The 15216-nt window shown below is 70.1% G+C and carries 15 protein-coding genes and 2 pseudogenes; 4 read left to right on the plus strand and 13 right to left on the minus strand.

All coding sequences use genetic code 11. The annotated features are described in order from the left end of the window. The first annotated feature begins 120 nt into the window (after window positions 1-120). On the plus strand, window positions 121-516 hold the full coding sequence (locus tag E4N62_RS30755; protein ID WP_230219680.1) for an ATP-binding protein: 396 nt from the start codon (window positions 121-123) through the stop codon (window positions 514-516). Window positions 517-562: 46 nt separating this feature from the next. On the opposite strand, the pseudogene E4N62_RS30760 reads toward E4N62_RS30755, so the two are convergent. Both E4N62_RS30760 and E4N62_RS30765 read right to left on the minus strand, forming a co-directional pair. Next, a pseudogene (locus E4N62_RS30760) lies at window positions 563-1817 on the minus strand (sensor histidine kinase); the annotation flags it as partial. 131 nt (window positions 1818-1948) lie between these two features. Continuing rightward, window positions 1949-2617, minus strand: coding sequence for a response regulator transcription factor (locus tag E4N62_RS30765; protein WP_230220282.1), 669 nt, complete (start codon window positions 2615-2617; stop codon window positions 1949-1951). Window positions 2618-2889: 272 nt separating this feature from the next. Between E4N62_RS30765 and E4N62_RS30770 the strand changes: the two genes are divergently transcribed. Further along, window positions 2890-5337 carry an MMPL family transporter gene (locus tag E4N62_RS30770; protein ID WP_230219681.1) on the plus strand — a complete coding sequence of 816 codons (2448 nt, stop codon included), beginning with the start codon at window positions 2890-2892 and terminating at the stop codon, window positions 5335-5337. 1 nt (window position 5338) lies between these two features. Here E4N62_RS30770 and E4N62_RS30775 read toward each other — a convergent pair whose 3' ends face one another. The 8 genes and pseudogenes from E4N62_RS30775 to E4N62_RS30810 all read right to left on the minus strand — a co-directional run bounded on the left by E4N62_RS30775 (window position 5339) and on the right by E4N62_RS30810 (window position 10180). Beyond that, window positions 5339-5926, minus strand: coding sequence for a Uma2 family endonuclease (locus E4N62_RS30775; RefSeq protein WP_230219682.1), 588 nt, complete (start codon window positions 5924-5926; stop codon window positions 5339-5341). A gap of 90 nt (window positions 5927-6016) precedes the next feature. Beyond that, window positions 6017-6772, minus strand: coding sequence for a TetR family transcriptional regulator (locus E4N62_RS30780; protein WP_374117110.1), 756 nt, complete (start codon window positions 6770-6772; stop codon window positions 6017-6019). A 96-nt stretch (window positions 6773-6868) separates the two neighbouring features. Continuing rightward, window positions 6869-7387, minus strand: coding sequence for a DCC1-like thiol-disulfide oxidoreductase family protein (locus tag E4N62_RS30785; RefSeq protein WP_230219683.1), 519 nt, complete (start codon window positions 7385-7387; stop codon window positions 6869-6871). Next, a complete protein-coding gene (locus E4N62_RS30790; RefSeq protein WP_230219684.1) occupies window positions 7384-7791 on the minus strand; it encodes a hypothetical protein in 408 nt (135 codons plus the stop codon). The genes E4N62_RS30785 and E4N62_RS30790 overlap by 4 nt, the downstream gene beginning before the upstream one ends. Window positions 7792-7908: 117 nt before the next feature. Continuing rightward, window positions 7909-8319, minus strand: coding sequence for a VOC family protein (locus tag E4N62_RS30795; protein ID WP_230219685.1), 411 nt, complete (start codon window positions 8317-8319; stop codon window positions 7909-7911). 133 nt (window positions 8320-8452) lie between these two features. After that, window positions 8453-9070, minus strand: a pseudogene (locus E4N62_RS30800) (hypothetical protein); the annotation flags it as partial. A gap of 498 nt (window positions 9071-9568) precedes the next feature. Beyond that, the gene (locus tag E4N62_RS30805) at window positions 9569-9973 is read right to left on the minus strand and encodes a type II toxin-antitoxin system VapC family toxin (RefSeq protein WP_230219686.1); all 405 of its coding nucleotides are present in this window, start codon (window positions 9971-9973) and stop codon (window positions 9569-9571) included. Window positions 9974-9982: 9 nt separating this feature from the next. Continuing rightward, complete coding sequence (locus E4N62_RS30810; protein ID WP_230219687.1) at window positions 9983-10180, minus strand: hypothetical protein; 198 nt, start codon at window positions 10178-10180, stop codon at window positions 9983-9985. 379 nt (window positions 10181-10559) lie between these two features. Between E4N62_RS30810 and E4N62_RS30815 the strand changes: the two genes are divergently transcribed. Then, window positions 10560-10751 (plus strand): helix-turn-helix domain-containing protein, encoded by a 192-nt coding sequence (locus E4N62_RS30815; RefSeq protein ID WP_155058002.1) that lies wholly within the window; start codon window positions 10560-10562, stop codon window positions 10749-10751. Then, window positions 10751-12058, plus strand: a complete 1308-nt coding sequence (locus E4N62_RS30820) for a site-specific integrase (protein ID WP_230219688.1) — start codon at window positions 10751-10753, stop codon at window positions 12056-12058. The genes E4N62_RS30815 and E4N62_RS30820 overlap by 1 nt, the downstream gene beginning before the upstream one ends. An 87-nt stretch (window positions 12059-12145) precedes the next feature. Here E4N62_RS30820 and E4N62_RS30825 read toward each other — a convergent pair whose 3' ends face one another. The 3 genes from E4N62_RS30825 to E4N62_RS30835 all read right to left on the minus strand — a co-directional run bounded on the left by E4N62_RS30825 (window position 12146) and on the right by E4N62_RS30835 (window position 15004). Continuing rightward, window positions 12146-12565: a hypothetical protein gene (locus E4N62_RS30825; protein WP_230219689.1), complete on the minus strand. Its 420-nt coding sequence runs from the start codon at window positions 12563-12565 to the stop codon at window positions 12146-12148. 165 nt (window positions 12566-12730) lie between these two features. Further along, on the minus strand, window positions 12731-13369 hold the full coding sequence (locus tag E4N62_RS30830) for a hypothetical protein (protein ID WP_230219690.1): 639 nt from the start codon (window positions 13367-13369) through the stop codon (window positions 12731-12733). Between the two features lie 258 nt (window positions 13370-13627). Then, window positions 13628-15004 (minus strand): FG-GAP and VCBS repeat-containing protein, encoded by a 1377-nt coding sequence (locus E4N62_RS30835; protein WP_230219691.1) that lies wholly within the window; start codon window positions 15002-15004, stop codon window positions 13628-13630. Window positions 15005-15216 lie beyond the last annotated feature (212 nt).

Below are 15216 nucleotides of genomic sequence, written 5' to 3' on the forward strand. Positions count from 1 at the left end.
ATGACAGACGCCGTGTGACAGCTGACGCGAAGTCGCGGGCCGGACGTTCGCGGGCGTGACACGGCGTGCCCGCCCCACGCATCGTTCTGTGGTGGGGTGTGTCCGGGGTGAGGAGCGAACGTGCCGAGACGCGACTCCTTCCGGCTGCCCCGGCATCCGGCGTCCGTGGGGCTCGCCCGACGACGCGTACGGGAACATCTGGTGGCCTGGGGGCACAAGGAGGGCTCCGGGGACCTGGCGGACATCGTCCTCGTCGTCTCCGAACTCGCGACCAACGTCGTACGCCACGGGCCCTTGCTGGAGCGGGAGTTCGAGGTCGCCGTGACCGCCCTGGCCGACGGGTCCTGCCTGGTCGAGGTGTCCGACGAGGACATGACCGTGCCGCGGATCAGGGACGTGGGGGACCGGGAGGAGACGGGGCGGGGACTGCGGCTCGTGGAGCACCTCGCCGCGGCCTGGGGGGTGTGGAGCCGAGGTCGACACGGGAAGACCGTGTGGGCCCTGATGGGAGGGTGACCGTCACTTTCAGGCCATCACCCGGGGCCGTGCTCACCGCGACCTCACCCTCGTGGGCCTCCACCACCCCCTGCACGATGGCCATGCCCAGCCCGCTGCCGACCCCTCCCCGCCCGGAAGAAACGGTCGAAGATCCTGGCCGCGTCCTCCTCCGCCAGACCGGGCCCCTCGTCCGCCACGTACAGACGCACGGTCCCGGCCGAGCGCTCCACCCCGAGCCGCACGGGCACGTCCGCCGGCGTGTGGGTGCGGACGTTGTTCACCAGGTTGCCCAGCAGCTGACGGAGGCGCGACTCGTCGGCCCGGACGAGGAGGACGCCGTCCGCGCGGACGGTGACCGGGCGGTCGGGCTGCTGGGCGCGGAGATCGGCGGCGGCGTCGCGGACCAGGCGGGTGAGGTCCACGTTCCTGAGCCGCAGTTCGGGCCGCTGGTCGAGGCGGGCGAGGGTGAGCAACTCGTCGACGAGGCGGCCCATCCGGTCGACCTCGTCGTTCATCCGGTCCCAGGCACGCCGACGCTCGCCCGGATCCGTGAGCATGCCCTTGTCGTGGAGCTGGAGGTAGCCGCGGATCGCGGCCAGGGGCGTACGCAGCTCGTGGGAGGCGTCGCCGACGAAACGGCGCAGCTGAGCTGCGCTGCGTTCCCGGGTGTGGTGGGCCGTCTCGACCTGCTGGAGCATGGCGTTGAGGGCGAGCCGCAGCTGTTCGACCTCCAGGGTCGTCTCGCTGCTGGAGGGGACACGACGGGTGAGGTCGCCCTCGGCGATCGCGGACGAGGTCTCGACCATGTCCTCCAGTGGCCGCATCCGGCGGCGCACGCCGAACAGCGTCAGACAGGCGAGCGTGGCGAGGAGCAGACCGCCGACGGCGAAGTCCAGCTTGAGGGTCTTGGCGATGACCCCGTGCAGCGAGGCGGTGGAGGCGCCGAGCAGGACGGTCGTGCCGTCGTCCGTCCGGGCCGCCGTGACGCGGTACGGGGCGCCCGCCACGTCGACGTCGTACGGTTCGTCGTCCGCGACGAGGGCGGCAGGGTCGTCCACCGCGGCGGCGAGGGCGCGCTGCGCCCCGGTGGGCGCGAAGCCGGCGACGGTCAGCGGCTCGCCCTCGGCGTCCAGCGAGGTGAAGACGGCGCCCTGGACCAGGGAGTCGGCGCCGTCGGCAGGTTCACCGTGAGTCCGGTCGCTGAGGGCGATCAGCGCGCTGAGCGCGTCGACCTGCTCCATGCTGATCCGGGCGGCGCCGATGGAGTCGCGGGTCGACATCAGCTCCCGGTCGACGCTGTCGAGCAGGTACATCCACATGGCTATCGCGCTGACCGCGGTGGCCGTGACGACGCCCACGGCGAGCAGGACGACGTTCGCGAGCGTGAGCTTGGCGCGCAGGGAGTACAGGCCGTGCCGCCGACACGGCCTGCGCGGCCTTCCGGAACGGATCACGCGAGGCCGTATCCGACGCCCCGCCGGGTGGTGATCACCGGTGGGCCGAGCGTGTCCAGCTTGCGCCGCAGATAGCTGATGTAGGTCTCCACGACGGTCGAGTCGGCCGGCGCGTGCTCGTACTGCCAGACGTGGCGCAGGAGTTGCTCCTTGGGGACGACCCGTCCGCCGTTGCGCACCAGGAACCGCAGCAGGGCGTACTCGGTGGGCGTCAGTTCCACCGTGCGGCCCTCCCGGCGCACCGAATACGTCGTCTCGTCCAGTTCCAGGTCGCCGTAGCGCAGCGGCGGGCGCTGGGGCAGCACGTCGGTGCGCCGGGTACGGCGCAGGACGGCGGTGAGCCGGGCGACGACCACCTCGATGTCGAACGGCTTGGTGATGTAGTCGTCGCCGAAGCCGAGGGCGCCCACGATCTCGGCGGGCGCGTCCCGGGCGGTCAGGAAGACGAGCGCCGACTCCGGCCGCCGGGAGCGCAGTTCGCGGCCCAGGGCGCGCCCGTCGCCGTCCGGGAGCATCACGTCCAGCAGGACCACGTCGGGCCGGGTGCGCTCGGCGAGCGCGAGCGCCTCGCGGACCGTACCGGCCGTCATCACCTCGAAACGGTGGTAGCGCAGGGCGATGGAGAGGACGTCCGCGATGCTCGGCTGGTCCTCGACGACGAGCACGGTCGCCCCCTCGTGGCCGGAGGCCGCCGCGTCCTCCTGGCCGCAGGCCGCTCGCTCGTGGCCAGCGTTCGCTCGCTCGGTTCCGGTCATGTCCTCAGTATCCGCACCGGAGTTGCCGGATGCAGCCGCTCCGCTTTGGAGTTCCTTGAGAGTTTCGGCCCGGCCATGTCGCCCGGCCCCCGCCGCGGCCGAGGGTGAGATCAGGACCTGGTGGACCGACCGACGACCAATCGACCGACGACCAATCGACTGCACGACAAGGAGAGTTCATCATGGCGACCTTGGCACGGTGGTGCTATCGACACCGGCTGGTGGTCCTGTTGCTGTGGGTGGGAACCGTGTTCGGCGTCGGCTTCGCCGGCACGAGCGCGGGCATGGTCTACACGAACGCCCTCTCCCTCCCGGACACGGACTCCAAGTACGCGTACGACCTGCTGGACAAGGCCTTTCCCGAGCGCACGGGCGACACCGACACGGTGGTGTGGAAGGTGGACGAGGGGGCGGTCGACGACGAGGCCGTACGGTCCCGGATCGAGCCCGCGCTCGCGAAGATCGGCCGGATGGCGGGTGTCGGGGACGTCACCAGCCCGTACGACGACGGGGACCTGGCAGGCGGCGGTGCGGGCATCAGCCGCGACGGAACCATCGCCTACGCGCAGGTGACCTTCACCGAGCAGGTGGACTCGGTCCCCAAGGACCTGGTCGAGAACGTCATCGAGACCGCGCAGGGCGCCGAACAGGCCGGTCTCCAGGTCGAGTTGGGCGGCCAGGCCATCGCGCGCAGCCAGCAGGTCTCCCAGGGCACGTCCGAGGCGGTCGGCATCCTGGCGGCGGCGGTCGTCCTCTTCCTCGCCTTCGGCTCGCTCTTCGCGATGCTGCTGCCGATCGTCGTCGCCGTCGCCGGGGTCGGCACCGGACTGATGGCCACGGCCCTGCTCAGCCACACCACGAACATCCCGGACGTGGCCCCGCTGCTCGGCTCGCTCATCGGTCTCGGCGTCGGCATCGACTACGCCCTGTTCATCGTCACCCGGCACCGGCGCGGCATCCTGCGCGGCATGGAACCGGAGGAGGCCGCGGTCACCGCACTCAACACCTCCGGCCGCGCGGTGCTGTTCGCGGGCGGCACCGTCTGCATCGCGCTCGCCGGAATGCTGGTGATGAACCTCCGCTTCCTGGACGGCGTCGTCATCGCGACCTCGCTGACGGTGGTCCTGAGCGTGCTGGTGGCCGTCACCCTGCTGCCGGCGCTCCTCGGTGTCCTCGGCCCGCGCGTCCTCAGCCGCCGCGAGCGCCGGCGCCTCGCCGTCACCGGCCCCGAACCCGAGCTGACGAGCGGCCTCGCGGCCCGCTGGTCGGCGTACGTCGAGCGGCGTCCGCGTTCCACCGCCGTGCTCGCCCTCGTCGTCATGCTGGTCCTCGCGATTCCCGTCCTGTCGATCCGTCTCGGCACCTCCGACCAGGGCAACCACGGCGACACCACGACGACCCGCCAGGCCTACGACCTGCTGGCGGAGGGCTTCGGCCCCGGTTTCAACGGCCCCCTCCAGGTCGTCGTGGACGGAACCGACACCGAGGGGCTGCTCGCGCGCATCGAGTCCATCGAGGGAGTGGCCCAGGCGGCCGCCCTACCGCCCACGAACGGCGTCACGGTGATCCAGGTCGTCCCCACGACCTCACCGCAGGCGGAGGAGACGGACCGGCTCATCGACCGGCTGCGCGAGGACGTCATCCCGGCGTCCGGGGCCGAGGCCCATGTGGGTGGGGTGACGGCGGTCTCGAAGGACTTCGCCTCGGTGACGGGCGACCGCCTCCCCTACTTCATCGCGGCGATCGTCGTGCTGGGCTTCCTGCTGCTGCTGGTCGCCTTCCGCTCCCTGCTGGTGCCCCTGACGGCCGCGCTGATGAACCTCGTCGCGGCGGCCGCGTCCTTCGGGGTGCTGGTGGCGATCTTCCAGTGGGGCTGGGGAACGGAACTCCTCGGCATCGGCAAGGAGGGACCGATCGCCGCGTTCCTCCCGGTCATCATGCTCTCGCTCCTGTTCGGCCTCTCCATGGACTACCAGGTCTTCCTGGTCAGCCGGATGCACGAGGAGTGGGTCCACACCAAGGACAACGCCCGCGCCGTCCGCGTCGGCCTCGCCGAGACCAGCCGGGTCATCAACTGCGCCGCCCTGATCATGATGTGCGTCTTCAGCGCGTTCGTCCTGAGCGGCGAGTTGGAGGCGGCGATGGCCGGTATCGGCCTGGCCGCCGCCGTCGCCCTGGACGCCTTCGTCCTCCGTACGGCACTGGTGCCGGCCGCGATGCATCTGCTCGGCAAGGCGAACTGGTGGTTGCCGGCCGGGCTGGAGAGGTGGTTGCCGCACGTGGCGGTGGAGCCGAGGGAGGAAGCGCCTCCGGCGGTTCAGCCGCCCTCGGTGGACGGCGAAGACCACGCCTCCGCGATCCATGGCTTCGTCCGCACGGCGGAGGGCGAGCCGGTCGAGGGCGCCGAGGTGATCCTGCTGTCGCGAGGCGGCCGTGAGCTGGACCGGGTGACATCACTGGCGGACGGCTCGTACATCGTGGCCGCCCCCGGCCCGGGCCCCTATCTGCTGGCGACGCCCTCAGCGACGTCCGCGTCCCGTACGCGTCAGGTGGTCGTGGGCGAAGAGCCTCTGGTGTACGACGTGGAGCTGGCGGGGGCGGCGGAGGGGGAGGTGGACGCCATCAACTAGTTCAGGACAGACCGGCTTTGAGGAGACGCTCGACGTCAAGCACGACCTTGCCGCCCACGGACTCGGGGAGCGTGACGAGCTCCCCGGGGATGTGGATGCCGTGCTTGGCGTAGCTTCCCCGCGCCGGATCGGTCAGGACGTGGAGGCGCTGGTGCTTGCGGTCGATGATCACGTAGACGGGGACGCGGGCCTTGGCGTAGTGGGTGACCTTCGTCTGCAGGTCCGTCTTCCAGTTGTTGGAGGTGACCTCCATGACCAGGCGGAAGCACATCGGGTCGTAGCAGCTATTCTCCACCAGGTGATCGCGGTAGTCGTCGTCGACGACCGACAGATCGGGGATGGCGTAGTCCTCGGGGCCGCTGGGCAGCCAGAGGCCGATGCCCGGAAGCGCACGCACCAGGCCCAGCTGCATGAAGGGGGCGGCGAACAGCATCAGCGCCTCGGAGTGAGGGCCGTCCGGTGCGGGGCTCACGAGGATCTGGTCTCCGATGATCTCGACGCGGAGGCCCGGAACGCTCTCCATGATGTGGTTCGCTTCGGCGATCAGCGCCCGCTCCTCGTGCGACCGCTCGACAGCTGCTGCGGACATCACGTGCCTCCCATGGGCTGGTGTCGAGACCATCATGGTAAGCAGGCTCGACGAGGGATGTCCCGTTCGATCCCGTTCACCCGAAAGTGATCACTCCGCCGCCCGCCCCTCGACCCCCGGCTCTGCCTTCGTCATCCCCGGCAGAAAGTCCGTGAACAGCTCGTGCACCTCGCGGACCAGCGGCCGCAGTGCCCGGAAGCGGGCCAGCGAGACCCCCCGGGTGGTCAGCCGGGCCCCCCGCTCGGCCAGCCGGTAGCTGCGGGCGCGCCCCTCGCTCCGGTCGAAGACCCAGTACAGGACGAGCCCCATGAGGGAGAGCCACATCAACTCGGGGAGAATCTCCCGGAGTTCGTCCGGCACCTTGGCCTTGGACCCGGCGAGCACCTCGCGGTGGATGGCGATGGACTCCTCGCGCGGCCCCTCCGACTCGGGGGAGAAGGGGCTCAGCGGGCTCTGCGGATCGGCCGCGTTCTTGAAGAACTGCGCCGCGAACTCGTGGTACGGCTCCGCCACGTCCAGCCACGCCTTCAGCACCCCGGCGATCCGCGCCTCCAGATCCTTCTCCCGCTCCAGCACGGGCCGCACCGCCACCAGGTGCTCCGCGCCGATCCGGTCGTAGAACCCCTGGATCAGATGCTCCTTGCCGGCGAAGTAGTAGTACGCGTTGCCGACGGAGACCCCGGCCTCCTTCGCGATGGCCCGCATCGTCGTCTTGTCGTACCCGCGCTCCTGGAAGAGCCGCAGCGCGGTCTCCAGGATCAGCGCGCGGGTCTGCTCGGACTTGGCGGTGCTGCCCCGGGGGCCGGACTGCTCCGTGTCGTCCCCGGGGCCGCCGCCACCGGCCACGGACGCTGCCGACCCGGGGCCGCCGGGCTCCGCGTCGAGCTGGTCGTCGAAGGGCTCTGGGCTGGGGCTGTCGTTCGCTGCGGGCACGGGCAGAGCCTAACGAGTCGGGCAGGTACCGGTGTCGCAGTCACCCGGAGGCCGGTAGACCCACCCGTACCGCCGGTCGTACGCCCACCCGCTCAGCTCGGCCCCGTCGCTCCCACAGCCCGAGCCGGGCTGCCGGTGGGCGCCCCGCCACTTCGCGGCGGTGAGCACGGCGGTGCGCGCGAGCCGGGCCCCCGCCGGGGTGCTCAGCCGGTGCGCGAGCGGCCGGTGCTCGCGCAACGCCCACAGGCATACGATCCAGGCGGCGGACCCCCGGTACACCTGCCCGCCGTCCCCCACGATCGTGATCTCCTCCAGCGTCGCCGAGTGATCGAGTGACGGGAACTGCCGATGTGCCTCTTCCGAGCCTGCCGCGACGAACGTCAGCGGAACCAACTGCCGCTGCCTGCCCAGCCACTCCCGCAGGAAGGCGCACAGCCCGCACCCGGCGTCGTAGAGCACGGTGAGCCCGTGGACCGGGACGCGCTCGGCGCCCCGGTCCACGGTGGCCGGCCCGGCCGTGGCGCTCACACGCGGCCTGCCGGAGCGACCCAGGCCTGCGGCGGGACCGGCGGCAGCTGCTCGCGTTCCATGACGCCCCGCCGCCGGAACCTGTTCAACACGAACACATTGCCCAGGTGCAGCGCGCCGAGCACGAGCAGCACCACGCCGAGCTTCGCCGACACCGCCTCGAAGACCTCGCGGGGGCTGCTGATGGCGCCGTCGGCGTTCAGGTACAGCGCCACGAAGCCCAGGTTCACGAGGTAGAACCCGACCACCAGGAGATGGTTCACGGCGTCCGCGAGCGTCTCGTTCCCCCGCAGCACGTCCGAGAGGAAGATCCGCCCGTTCCTGCTGAGCGTCCGCGCCACCCAAACCGTCAGCCCCACGCTGACCAGCGAATAGACGACGTACGCGACGACCGTGAGATCCATGTCCCCACCCCTCAGTGGCATTCTTGAACGCGTTCAAAGCGCTCTGGGGGCGACTGTATCGCTATTTTTGAACACGTTCAACCGGTCGGTGGGGTGAACGGGTGGACGGCCGATCGGTCATCCGGTGCGGGCGAGCTCCGGCCGCTTGCTGTAGTCCGTGAGGCCGATGACGTTCCCCCAGGGATCCGCGAACTCGACGGTCCATCCGGTGGCGACGGAGAAGGGGGCGTCGAGCGGCGGCACACCGGCCGCCGCGAGGGCCCGCGCGGCGGCCCGCGCGTCGGGCACCTCCAGCCACACCCGCGCGGACGCCCACACGGGCGGCCGCTGCCGCAACTCCTCCTCCGCCCGCAGCAGCAGTCCGGGCGTCTCCTTGCCGACCTTCAGCCCCGCGATCCCGGCCTCGTCCAGCCGGAACGCCACCTCGAACCCGGCCCGCTCGTAGAAGGAGACGGCTTCGCCGAGGTCGCCGACGGGGAGGAGGACGTTGTCGAAACCGAGCAGGTCGTACGACTCGTTGTCTGACATGTCGTCAGATTAGATCGCCGGGGTCTGTATCGGTGGGAGCGACAGCACTCGTGCCGTGGGACCGGCGGTGCCCTGACGTCGCGAGGGGCTCGGCAGGGTCGCCCCCTGCCGAGCCCTTCACCCGGTGACGCGGTCAGCCGATGGCGATCCGGGTCTTCCAGTGGCTCGCGGGAGCCACGATCTCCGTACCCGAGCCCGCCAGGACGGCCTTGCCGCCGGCGTAGAAGCGGACCGAACCGTCCGAACGCACCGTCCAGACGTCGGGAATGGCGTCCCTGTTCGCGTCCGGGGTCCCGATCAGCAGCGGGATGTTGGCGCTGGACCAGCCGGCGGACCCGTACTCGAGGTCGGTGCCGCCGGAGGAGTCGGCGCCGGAGGACAGGGAGTCCAGGTCGGTGCCGCCGCCGCTCGCGGCCTTGCCCTTGCGGAGCATGAGCTGGGCGTGCTTGTCCGTGCGGTACACCATGTCCGTCACGCCGTCGCCGGTGATGTCCAGGACGGTGACGATGTCGCGCTCGGTCCAGGTGGACGCCGCCAGGCGGGTGGCCTGGTCGATGGTGGCGCCGTGGTAGCCGGTGAGGGCCCAGAGTTCGTCGCCCGCGGTGGCGAAGAAGTCGGTACGGCCGTCGCCGGTGGCGTCACCCGTGGACACGATCTGCGTCAGCGAGGCGGGGCTCGGGGCCCCCTCGGGCAGCAGGATCTCCACGCGCTTGTCGATGTTGACGGCGCCTTAGCCGTCGCCGGGGTACACCCTGCGGCGACGGAGTCCGGATGATATGGATCACCCTTGAGCGCAGGGGAAGAGGTGTATCCCTCAGGAAGATCACAGTTGCTGTTGTGAACGAGTACCGGCGTGGTCCCCGCCAGCACATAGTACGTGTGCTAAGCGCCCCCTCCCCACCTGCGTTTTCGCAGGTCAAGTGATATTCGCTGGTCCGCTGACGTCCGGGTTCGGCCAGGGTTGTTCGTGGTTGTTGCCGTCACTACTGCCGTCAAGGGTCTTGACCAATCAGGCAGGGCTGGGTCCACGCGGCGGCCCGGCGGTGGGCTTCCGCAGCCCTCGGTCTGCGTGCGGCAAGGTTCGTGCGTCCGCCAGTCAGGCAGTGCGGGGGCGGGGCGAGACGGGTTCGCCGCTCGCAGGGGGCCAGCTTCGCTCTCTGTCGGAGGCGACGCGCCGACAGCCCGTTTCTGGTCGGCCTGGTCACGGGCCGCTGCCTCGTCCGGGAGCCCGGTCCGGCTGCGCCGGCGGCTACTCCGTACCGAGGGTGCGCAGACCGTGGTGGGCTTGGAAGTCCTCGTAGTCCTTGAGGTTGAGCGTGGCCAGCGGCAGGTCGTAGGTGAGGGCACAGGCCGCGATCCACATGTCGTTGATCGGGCGTGGTCGTCCGCGCTGGATGCCCGCGGCTGACAGACGGCCCCAGGTTGCGGCGACGGCTTCGTCGCCGGGCAGGATCGGGACGCCGGAGAGCCAGTCGGCGAGTTCCTGGCGGCTGCGGGGGCCCCAGTGGCGGATCTCGGTCCACTTGGTCAGTTCGCCGAAGGTCACGAAGGTGATCAGCGGCTTGCGGCCGATGAGCCTGGTGGCGAGCGGGCCGGTGAGCTTGCGCTTGTGGGACAGCGAGGCGACGTCGGTGTCGAGGATGACGGGTTGCACGGCGGCGGCTCAGGCGACGTCGCGGTGGCGCTCGGCGTATGTGAAGGCTAGGAACTCCTCCAGTTCCTCGTCTGACTCGAAGGTGTCGGCGGCGAGGTCGTCCAGGGACCGGATCGGCTGGGTGTTCTTCGCGGCCAGCAGCTCCTCGACCGAAACGCGGGGCCGAAGCGGTGGGTAGCCGAAGTACTCCGCGTCGGGTGTGCTCATCGGGACCTCCACCAGGGACGGGATGTGACTACCGAGGCCAGCATACGGGGACCGACCTGTGCTGGCACCGGGCTTCACCCCACGGAGCCGATCTCCGAACGCGCGTGCGCCGATCCTCGCAGGCATTGTCGGGTCTTGGGCCGGTGGCCTGCCCCGGGGGGCGGGTACGCGCAGGAAGCCGTACGCCAGCCCGGCGAACGGCCGAGTGCATGTTCCGAAGGCAAGGCGGAGAGGGACCGGACGATGGTGGGGCGCTGGGAGCTTCGCTCCCCGCTGGAGGCAACGTCGGCCACCGCCCTCGGTGAGCCCGGTGACGGATATGAAGGGTCGGCCACGCCACTCATCGGCTGACCAGCACTGTCCGGACGGGGGCCCTCGCGTGACCGCCGGCACCGAACTCCTCACCGTCCCCCAGGTCATGGAACGCCTCCAACTCGGCCGCACCGCCGTCTACGACCTCATCCGCACCCGGCAACTCCCCTCCATCACCCTCGGCCGCGCCCGCCGCATCCCCGCCCCCGCGCTCGACTCCCTCATCACCACCCGACTCGAACAGGAAGCCGCCGCCTGATGACCACGCCCCGTGACACCCCCGCCTCCCGCCGCGTGCGCGCGAACGGCGACGGCACTGTCTACCAACGCAAGGACGGCCGCTGGGAAGCCGCCGGATACGTCCTCGCCCCCGGGAACACCCGCAAGCGGGTCCGCGTCTACGGCACCACCCGCAAGGACGCTCTGGCCATGCTCACCGAGAAGATCGCCGCCAGCAACCGCGGCCTCCCCGTCCCTTCCGCCCAGGGCAGCGTGGCCGCGTATCTGACGTACTGGCTGGAGAACGTCGCCGTACATCAACTCCGCGAGAACACCCACACGCGATACGCCGCCTGCGTCGACCGGTACCTGTTCCCCGGCCTGGGCAAGAAGAAGCTCACCAAGATCACCGCCAAGGACGTCCGCACCTGGCTCAACCAGCTCCGCACCATCTGCCAGTGCTGCGCACGCGGCATCGACGCCGACCGCGATCAGCCCCGCTGCTGCGCCGCCGGAGCATGCTGCTCCAAGCGGCTCTCCCCACTGACGCTCACGTACATCCACTCCGTACTCAAGTCCGCCCTGGAGCACGCCGTCCGCGAGGAAGAGATCCCGCGCAACGTCGCCCGCAACGTCCGCACCGGCACGCCCCGACCCCGCCGCTTCGAACCCCTCACCGCCGACGAAGCCCGCCAGTTCCTCACGGCCACGCGCGGACACCGGTTGCACGCGCTGTTCGAACTCGCCCTCCACACCGGACTCCGCAAGGGCGAACTCCTCGGCCTGCACTGGGAAGACCTCGACCTCGGCTCGGGCACCGCCGCCATCCGCCGCACTCTCCAGCGCACCAGCGCAGGCGGCCTCACCACGCTGCCCACCAAGACCCGCGCCTCCGAGCGCCGAATCGCCCTCCCCGCCCGCTGCATCCAGTCGCTGAAGCACCACCACGAACAGCAGCAGCGCGAGCGCGAGGCAGCAGGCACCACGTGGCAGCACAACGGGCACGTCTTCACCACTCCCCAGGGCAGGCCGATCGACCCGACCAACCTCACCCGCACCTTCACCACGCTCCTCGGCAAGGCCGGCCTCCGCCGCATCCGCTTCCACGACCTCCGCCACTCGACCGCCACCCTGCTCCTGGAACAGGGCGTCGAACTCGTCGTCATCAAGGAACTACTCGGCCACGCCCACATCGGCGTCACCGCCACCGTCTACGCCCACGTCCGAATCCGCCTCCAGCGAGACGCCATCGATCTACTCGACCACGCCCTCCGAGCTTCCGCCGATACTGGCAACCAGCCCGACGGCGGTGACGAACCGCCGTTCTGCGTAGCCTCCGTCCGCTGACGTTGCCGTCAACTACTGCCGTCACACCACGTTGAAGCCCCGCCAGGCACGGCCTGACGGGGCTTCAAATTTGCGCGTGCACGTGGGCTACTGTCCCCCGATGGACTCGCGGAACCGCCGCACCTGAGAGATGTTCGTCGTCCACTCAGAAATTTGGTTTCCGTCCTCATCGACCAAACTTCGCGCCTCCACATATCGCCAAGGCTCTTGCGGATCGAAGTGCTCTTCGGGGTCATCCAGGAAGATGATCGGGTTTTGCACGTAGACATCTTCCCCTTCCCGGTAAATAGGCCAACAGAAAATGAAGTTGGCGGTCTCCGGGTCCGTGATCGAAGAGATGAGACACGAGGTTGAGTTCTCGCTCGCCTCAAGCTCCCTCAGGGGGCGGCTGCGGTTGAGCGTGTGGGACAGCAGCCCGTGTCTGCCGCGCCAGACGCCAAGGCCGGGGCTCGACACCGAGAGCGGGGGCTGTGGCTGTCGAGGGCGTGCGCCGATGAATGGGGGCATTACCTCGTCGTCAACGGGCGCCGTGGCGGCGGTGGCAAGGAGGTGTGGGCGGAGTGGCGTCTCCCGGGCGTATAGGCGAGAGGGCCACCCGTTCGCAGAGAACGAGTGGCCCCTCGGGAGCCTTGGCTTCGAGAACAGCAGAAGCGTGGTGTGCGGCCCCCTTGGTCAGTCCGCGCAGCCGCCCACCCGTCGTGTGCTCACCGCGATGTCGTCCATCCTCATTTCGAACGTCGCCGGGGTCGGGTTCGCCTGATACAGCTGCCAGCCCAGCTTCAGTTTGTCGAAGGTGGGGAAGGTGAAGTCGTCCGGCGTGCCGCCGTGGTTCTTAGTGGAGACGGTCAGGTCGGGCTGGGGCACACCGTTCAAGTAGACCGTGACGCGGTTGTCGGTGGCGTCCAGGTGGAACTCCGCGCACTGCCACTTCCCCGCTACGGCCGGCGAGGTGGTCTTCCAGGCCGTCCAGTCGCCCGTCGGGCCCAGGTCCGAGCCGACGCCCCAGAAGTTGCCCTTGTCGGTGGGGGCGTACTGGCCGCCGAGGGGGCGGACCAGGGTGGGGGAGTCGTGGCCGGAGGCCTCCGCGAGGGTCCAGTGGGCCCAGTCCGGAGCGATCGGGAACTCGGTCACGCGCAGTCGCACACGGGCCCAGAAGCTGTTGCCGCGCGGGGCGAGGTCGGACAGGACCATGAAGGCGCGGCCGTTGCCCTCGGTGTGGACGCGGAGTTCACGGCCGTGGCCGGTGGAGCTGGGGGCGACGGTCAGGGTGCCGTCGGAGGTGTCGGTGGTCCAGCCTCGGCCCCGTGTCACCGGGCCGAGAGGGAGGCGGTCGAAGTTCTCCCGGACGAGCGTGCCGCCGTACGTGTGGCTGGAGGGGCGTGCGGGGCGGGCGTTGCCGAGGCCGTGGGGGTGTCGCGATCAGGATCGCGGCCGCGGCCGACAGTGCGGCCGCGGCTTTCCTCAGGTTGGTCATGGAGGCAGTGTGTGATCAACCGCCCCATCCGTCACGGGAGTTGGACGCAATCCAGCCAAGCGGCAACGCCCCACGCGCGCGCCGGACCAGTAGTCCTACTGTGGGAAGGTCGGGGTCAGGCTCAGCTCCGTCACGATGTCGCTCGTGATCCCGGACGCGCCCGCTCGGAAATGCAGGCTCGTCGCGCGGTTCACGCTGCCGGCCAGGAGGTCCTTGTCGCCATCGCCGTCGAGATCGCGCAGGCGGATGGCGGAGCCGAACATCCCGTACTCCTCGGGGTTGCCCGGCACTCCCGCCGTCGTCCGGCTGAACCACTGGGAGCCGGTGCCGGACAAGCCCTTCCTGCCGCCGCGCAGGATGTGAAAGCCGCCCGCGTCCTTTGCCGAGCCGATCTTCTCCCCGGGAACGCCCACCGCGAGGTCCGCGTAGCCGTCGCGGTTCGTGTCGCCGGCGGAGAGCTCGTACCCGAAGCCGTCGCTCTTCGTCGCGGCCGTGGCGACGCCGGAAGTGGCCTGGGTGAGGCGGTACTTGGTGGTTGGGTCGCTCTTCCCGCCGCGCACGACGACCACCGAGCCGGCGCCCTTGTTGTACGACGTGTCGCCGACCGCCAGGTCGCCGTAGCCGTCCTTGTCGAAGTCCGCGATGACGCCGGTCGGGTCGTAGTCCGGCTCCGTGTTGTTGATCGCGACCAGCTTGTCGCTCCACCTGACCGTCTTGCCGCCGCGCAGCAACCAGGCGTCCTGGGTCATCTTGTTCTTGCGGTAGCCCTGGCCGAGGACGTACAGGTCGGTGGCCTTGTCCCTGGTGACCTTCCCGGCGACGAGCCCCGTGGGTTCCAGGGTGCGGGCGTGGTTCGAGCGGGTGTGCCGGGTGACCTTTCCCGTCTTGCCGGTCTTGGTGAAACCACCCCGGTAGATGTGGACCGTGTCGATGCCGTCGGCGACCGCCAGGTCCGCCTTGCCGTCGCCGTCGAAGTCGCCGGTCTCGAGCTCATTGCCGAAACTGAGGTGGGACTTGGCCTTGAGGGGGAGCCTGGTCGCCTTGGTCCCGAGACCGGACTTGGCGCCCCACATGATGGTGACCGCGCCCGCGCTGACCTTCCCGCTCACCTTCTCGCTGCGGTCGGCGACCGCCAGATCGGCGTAGCCGTCACGGTTGAGGTCGGCGGCGGCGAGGTCCTCACCGAATCCGTCGCCGTAGCCGCCCGCGTCGCCGGACTTCCCCGGCACACCCGCGCTGTTCTGCGTGAACGTCTTGGCCTTGGTGCCGGGGCCGGTCGCCGTCCCGTACGTCACCGTGAACGACCCCCAGTCGGTGGTCGCGTAGTCCCGGTACCCGTCGCCGTTGAAATCGTCGGCGTACTTCGCGGGGGCGGCGCTCGCGGTGTCGGTCGAGAGGCCGAGCAGTCCGCCGGTCAGCGACACGGCCGCGGCCGTCGCGAGAACCAGGCGGGTGTTCCTGCGCGTGAACATGCGTCTCCTGCGGTGGGCGCGGGGCCCGCTGGGGCCCCGTGCTGGTAGGGGTGCCCTGCCCGGATATCCGCATATTTGTGCACGCGGCCGCGCTGCGATCGCGAGGCGAACGGACTTTCGCTGACGTGCCGAACAGGCTCAAGGTAAGACTTGTTGAGATCGCGAGGGTTGTACGGGACGGGAGAGGTCTTCTTCCGAGTGCCGGGGCAACG

The organism is Streptomyces sp. MNU76, assembly GCF_020982545.1.
In the GTDB taxonomy this organism is placed as follows: Bacteria; Actinomycetota; Actinomycetes; order Streptomycetales; family Streptomycetaceae; genus Streptomyces.

Excerpts from the sequence above, each read along its gene's own strand:
- E4N62_RS30770 (WP_230219681.1), top strand. The coding sequence starts at position 2,890 with ATGGCGACCTTGGCACGGTGGTGCTATCGACACCGGCTGGTGGTCCTG.
- E4N62_RS30775 (WP_230219682.1), bottom strand. The coding sequence starts at position 5,926 with ATGTCCGCAGCAGCTGTCGAGCGGTCGCACGAGGAGCGGGCGCTGATC.
- E4N62_RS30790 (WP_230219684.1), bottom strand. The coding sequence starts at position 7,791 with ATGGATCTCACGGTCGTCGCGTACGTCGTCTATTCGCTGGTCAGCGTG.
- E4N62_RS30795 (WP_230219685.1), bottom strand. The coding sequence starts at position 8,319 with ATGTCAGACAACGAGTCGTACGACCTGCTCGGTTTCGACAACGTCCTC.
- E4N62_RS30810 (WP_230219687.1), bottom strand. The coding sequence starts at position 10,180 with ATGAGCACACCCGACGCGGAGTACTTCGGCTACCCACCGCTTCGGCCC.
- E4N62_RS30820 (WP_230219688.1), top strand. The coding sequence starts at position 10,751 with ATGACCACGCCCCGTGACACCCCCGCCTCCCGCCGCGTGCGCGCGAAC.
- E4N62_RS30825 (WP_230219689.1), bottom strand. The coding sequence starts at position 12,565 with ATGCCCCCATTCATCGGCGCACGCCCTCGACAGCCACAGCCCCCGCTC.
- E4N62_RS30835 (WP_230219691.1), bottom strand. The coding sequence starts at position 15,004 with ATGTTCACGCGCAGGAACACCCGCCTGGTTCTCGCGACGGCCGCGGCC.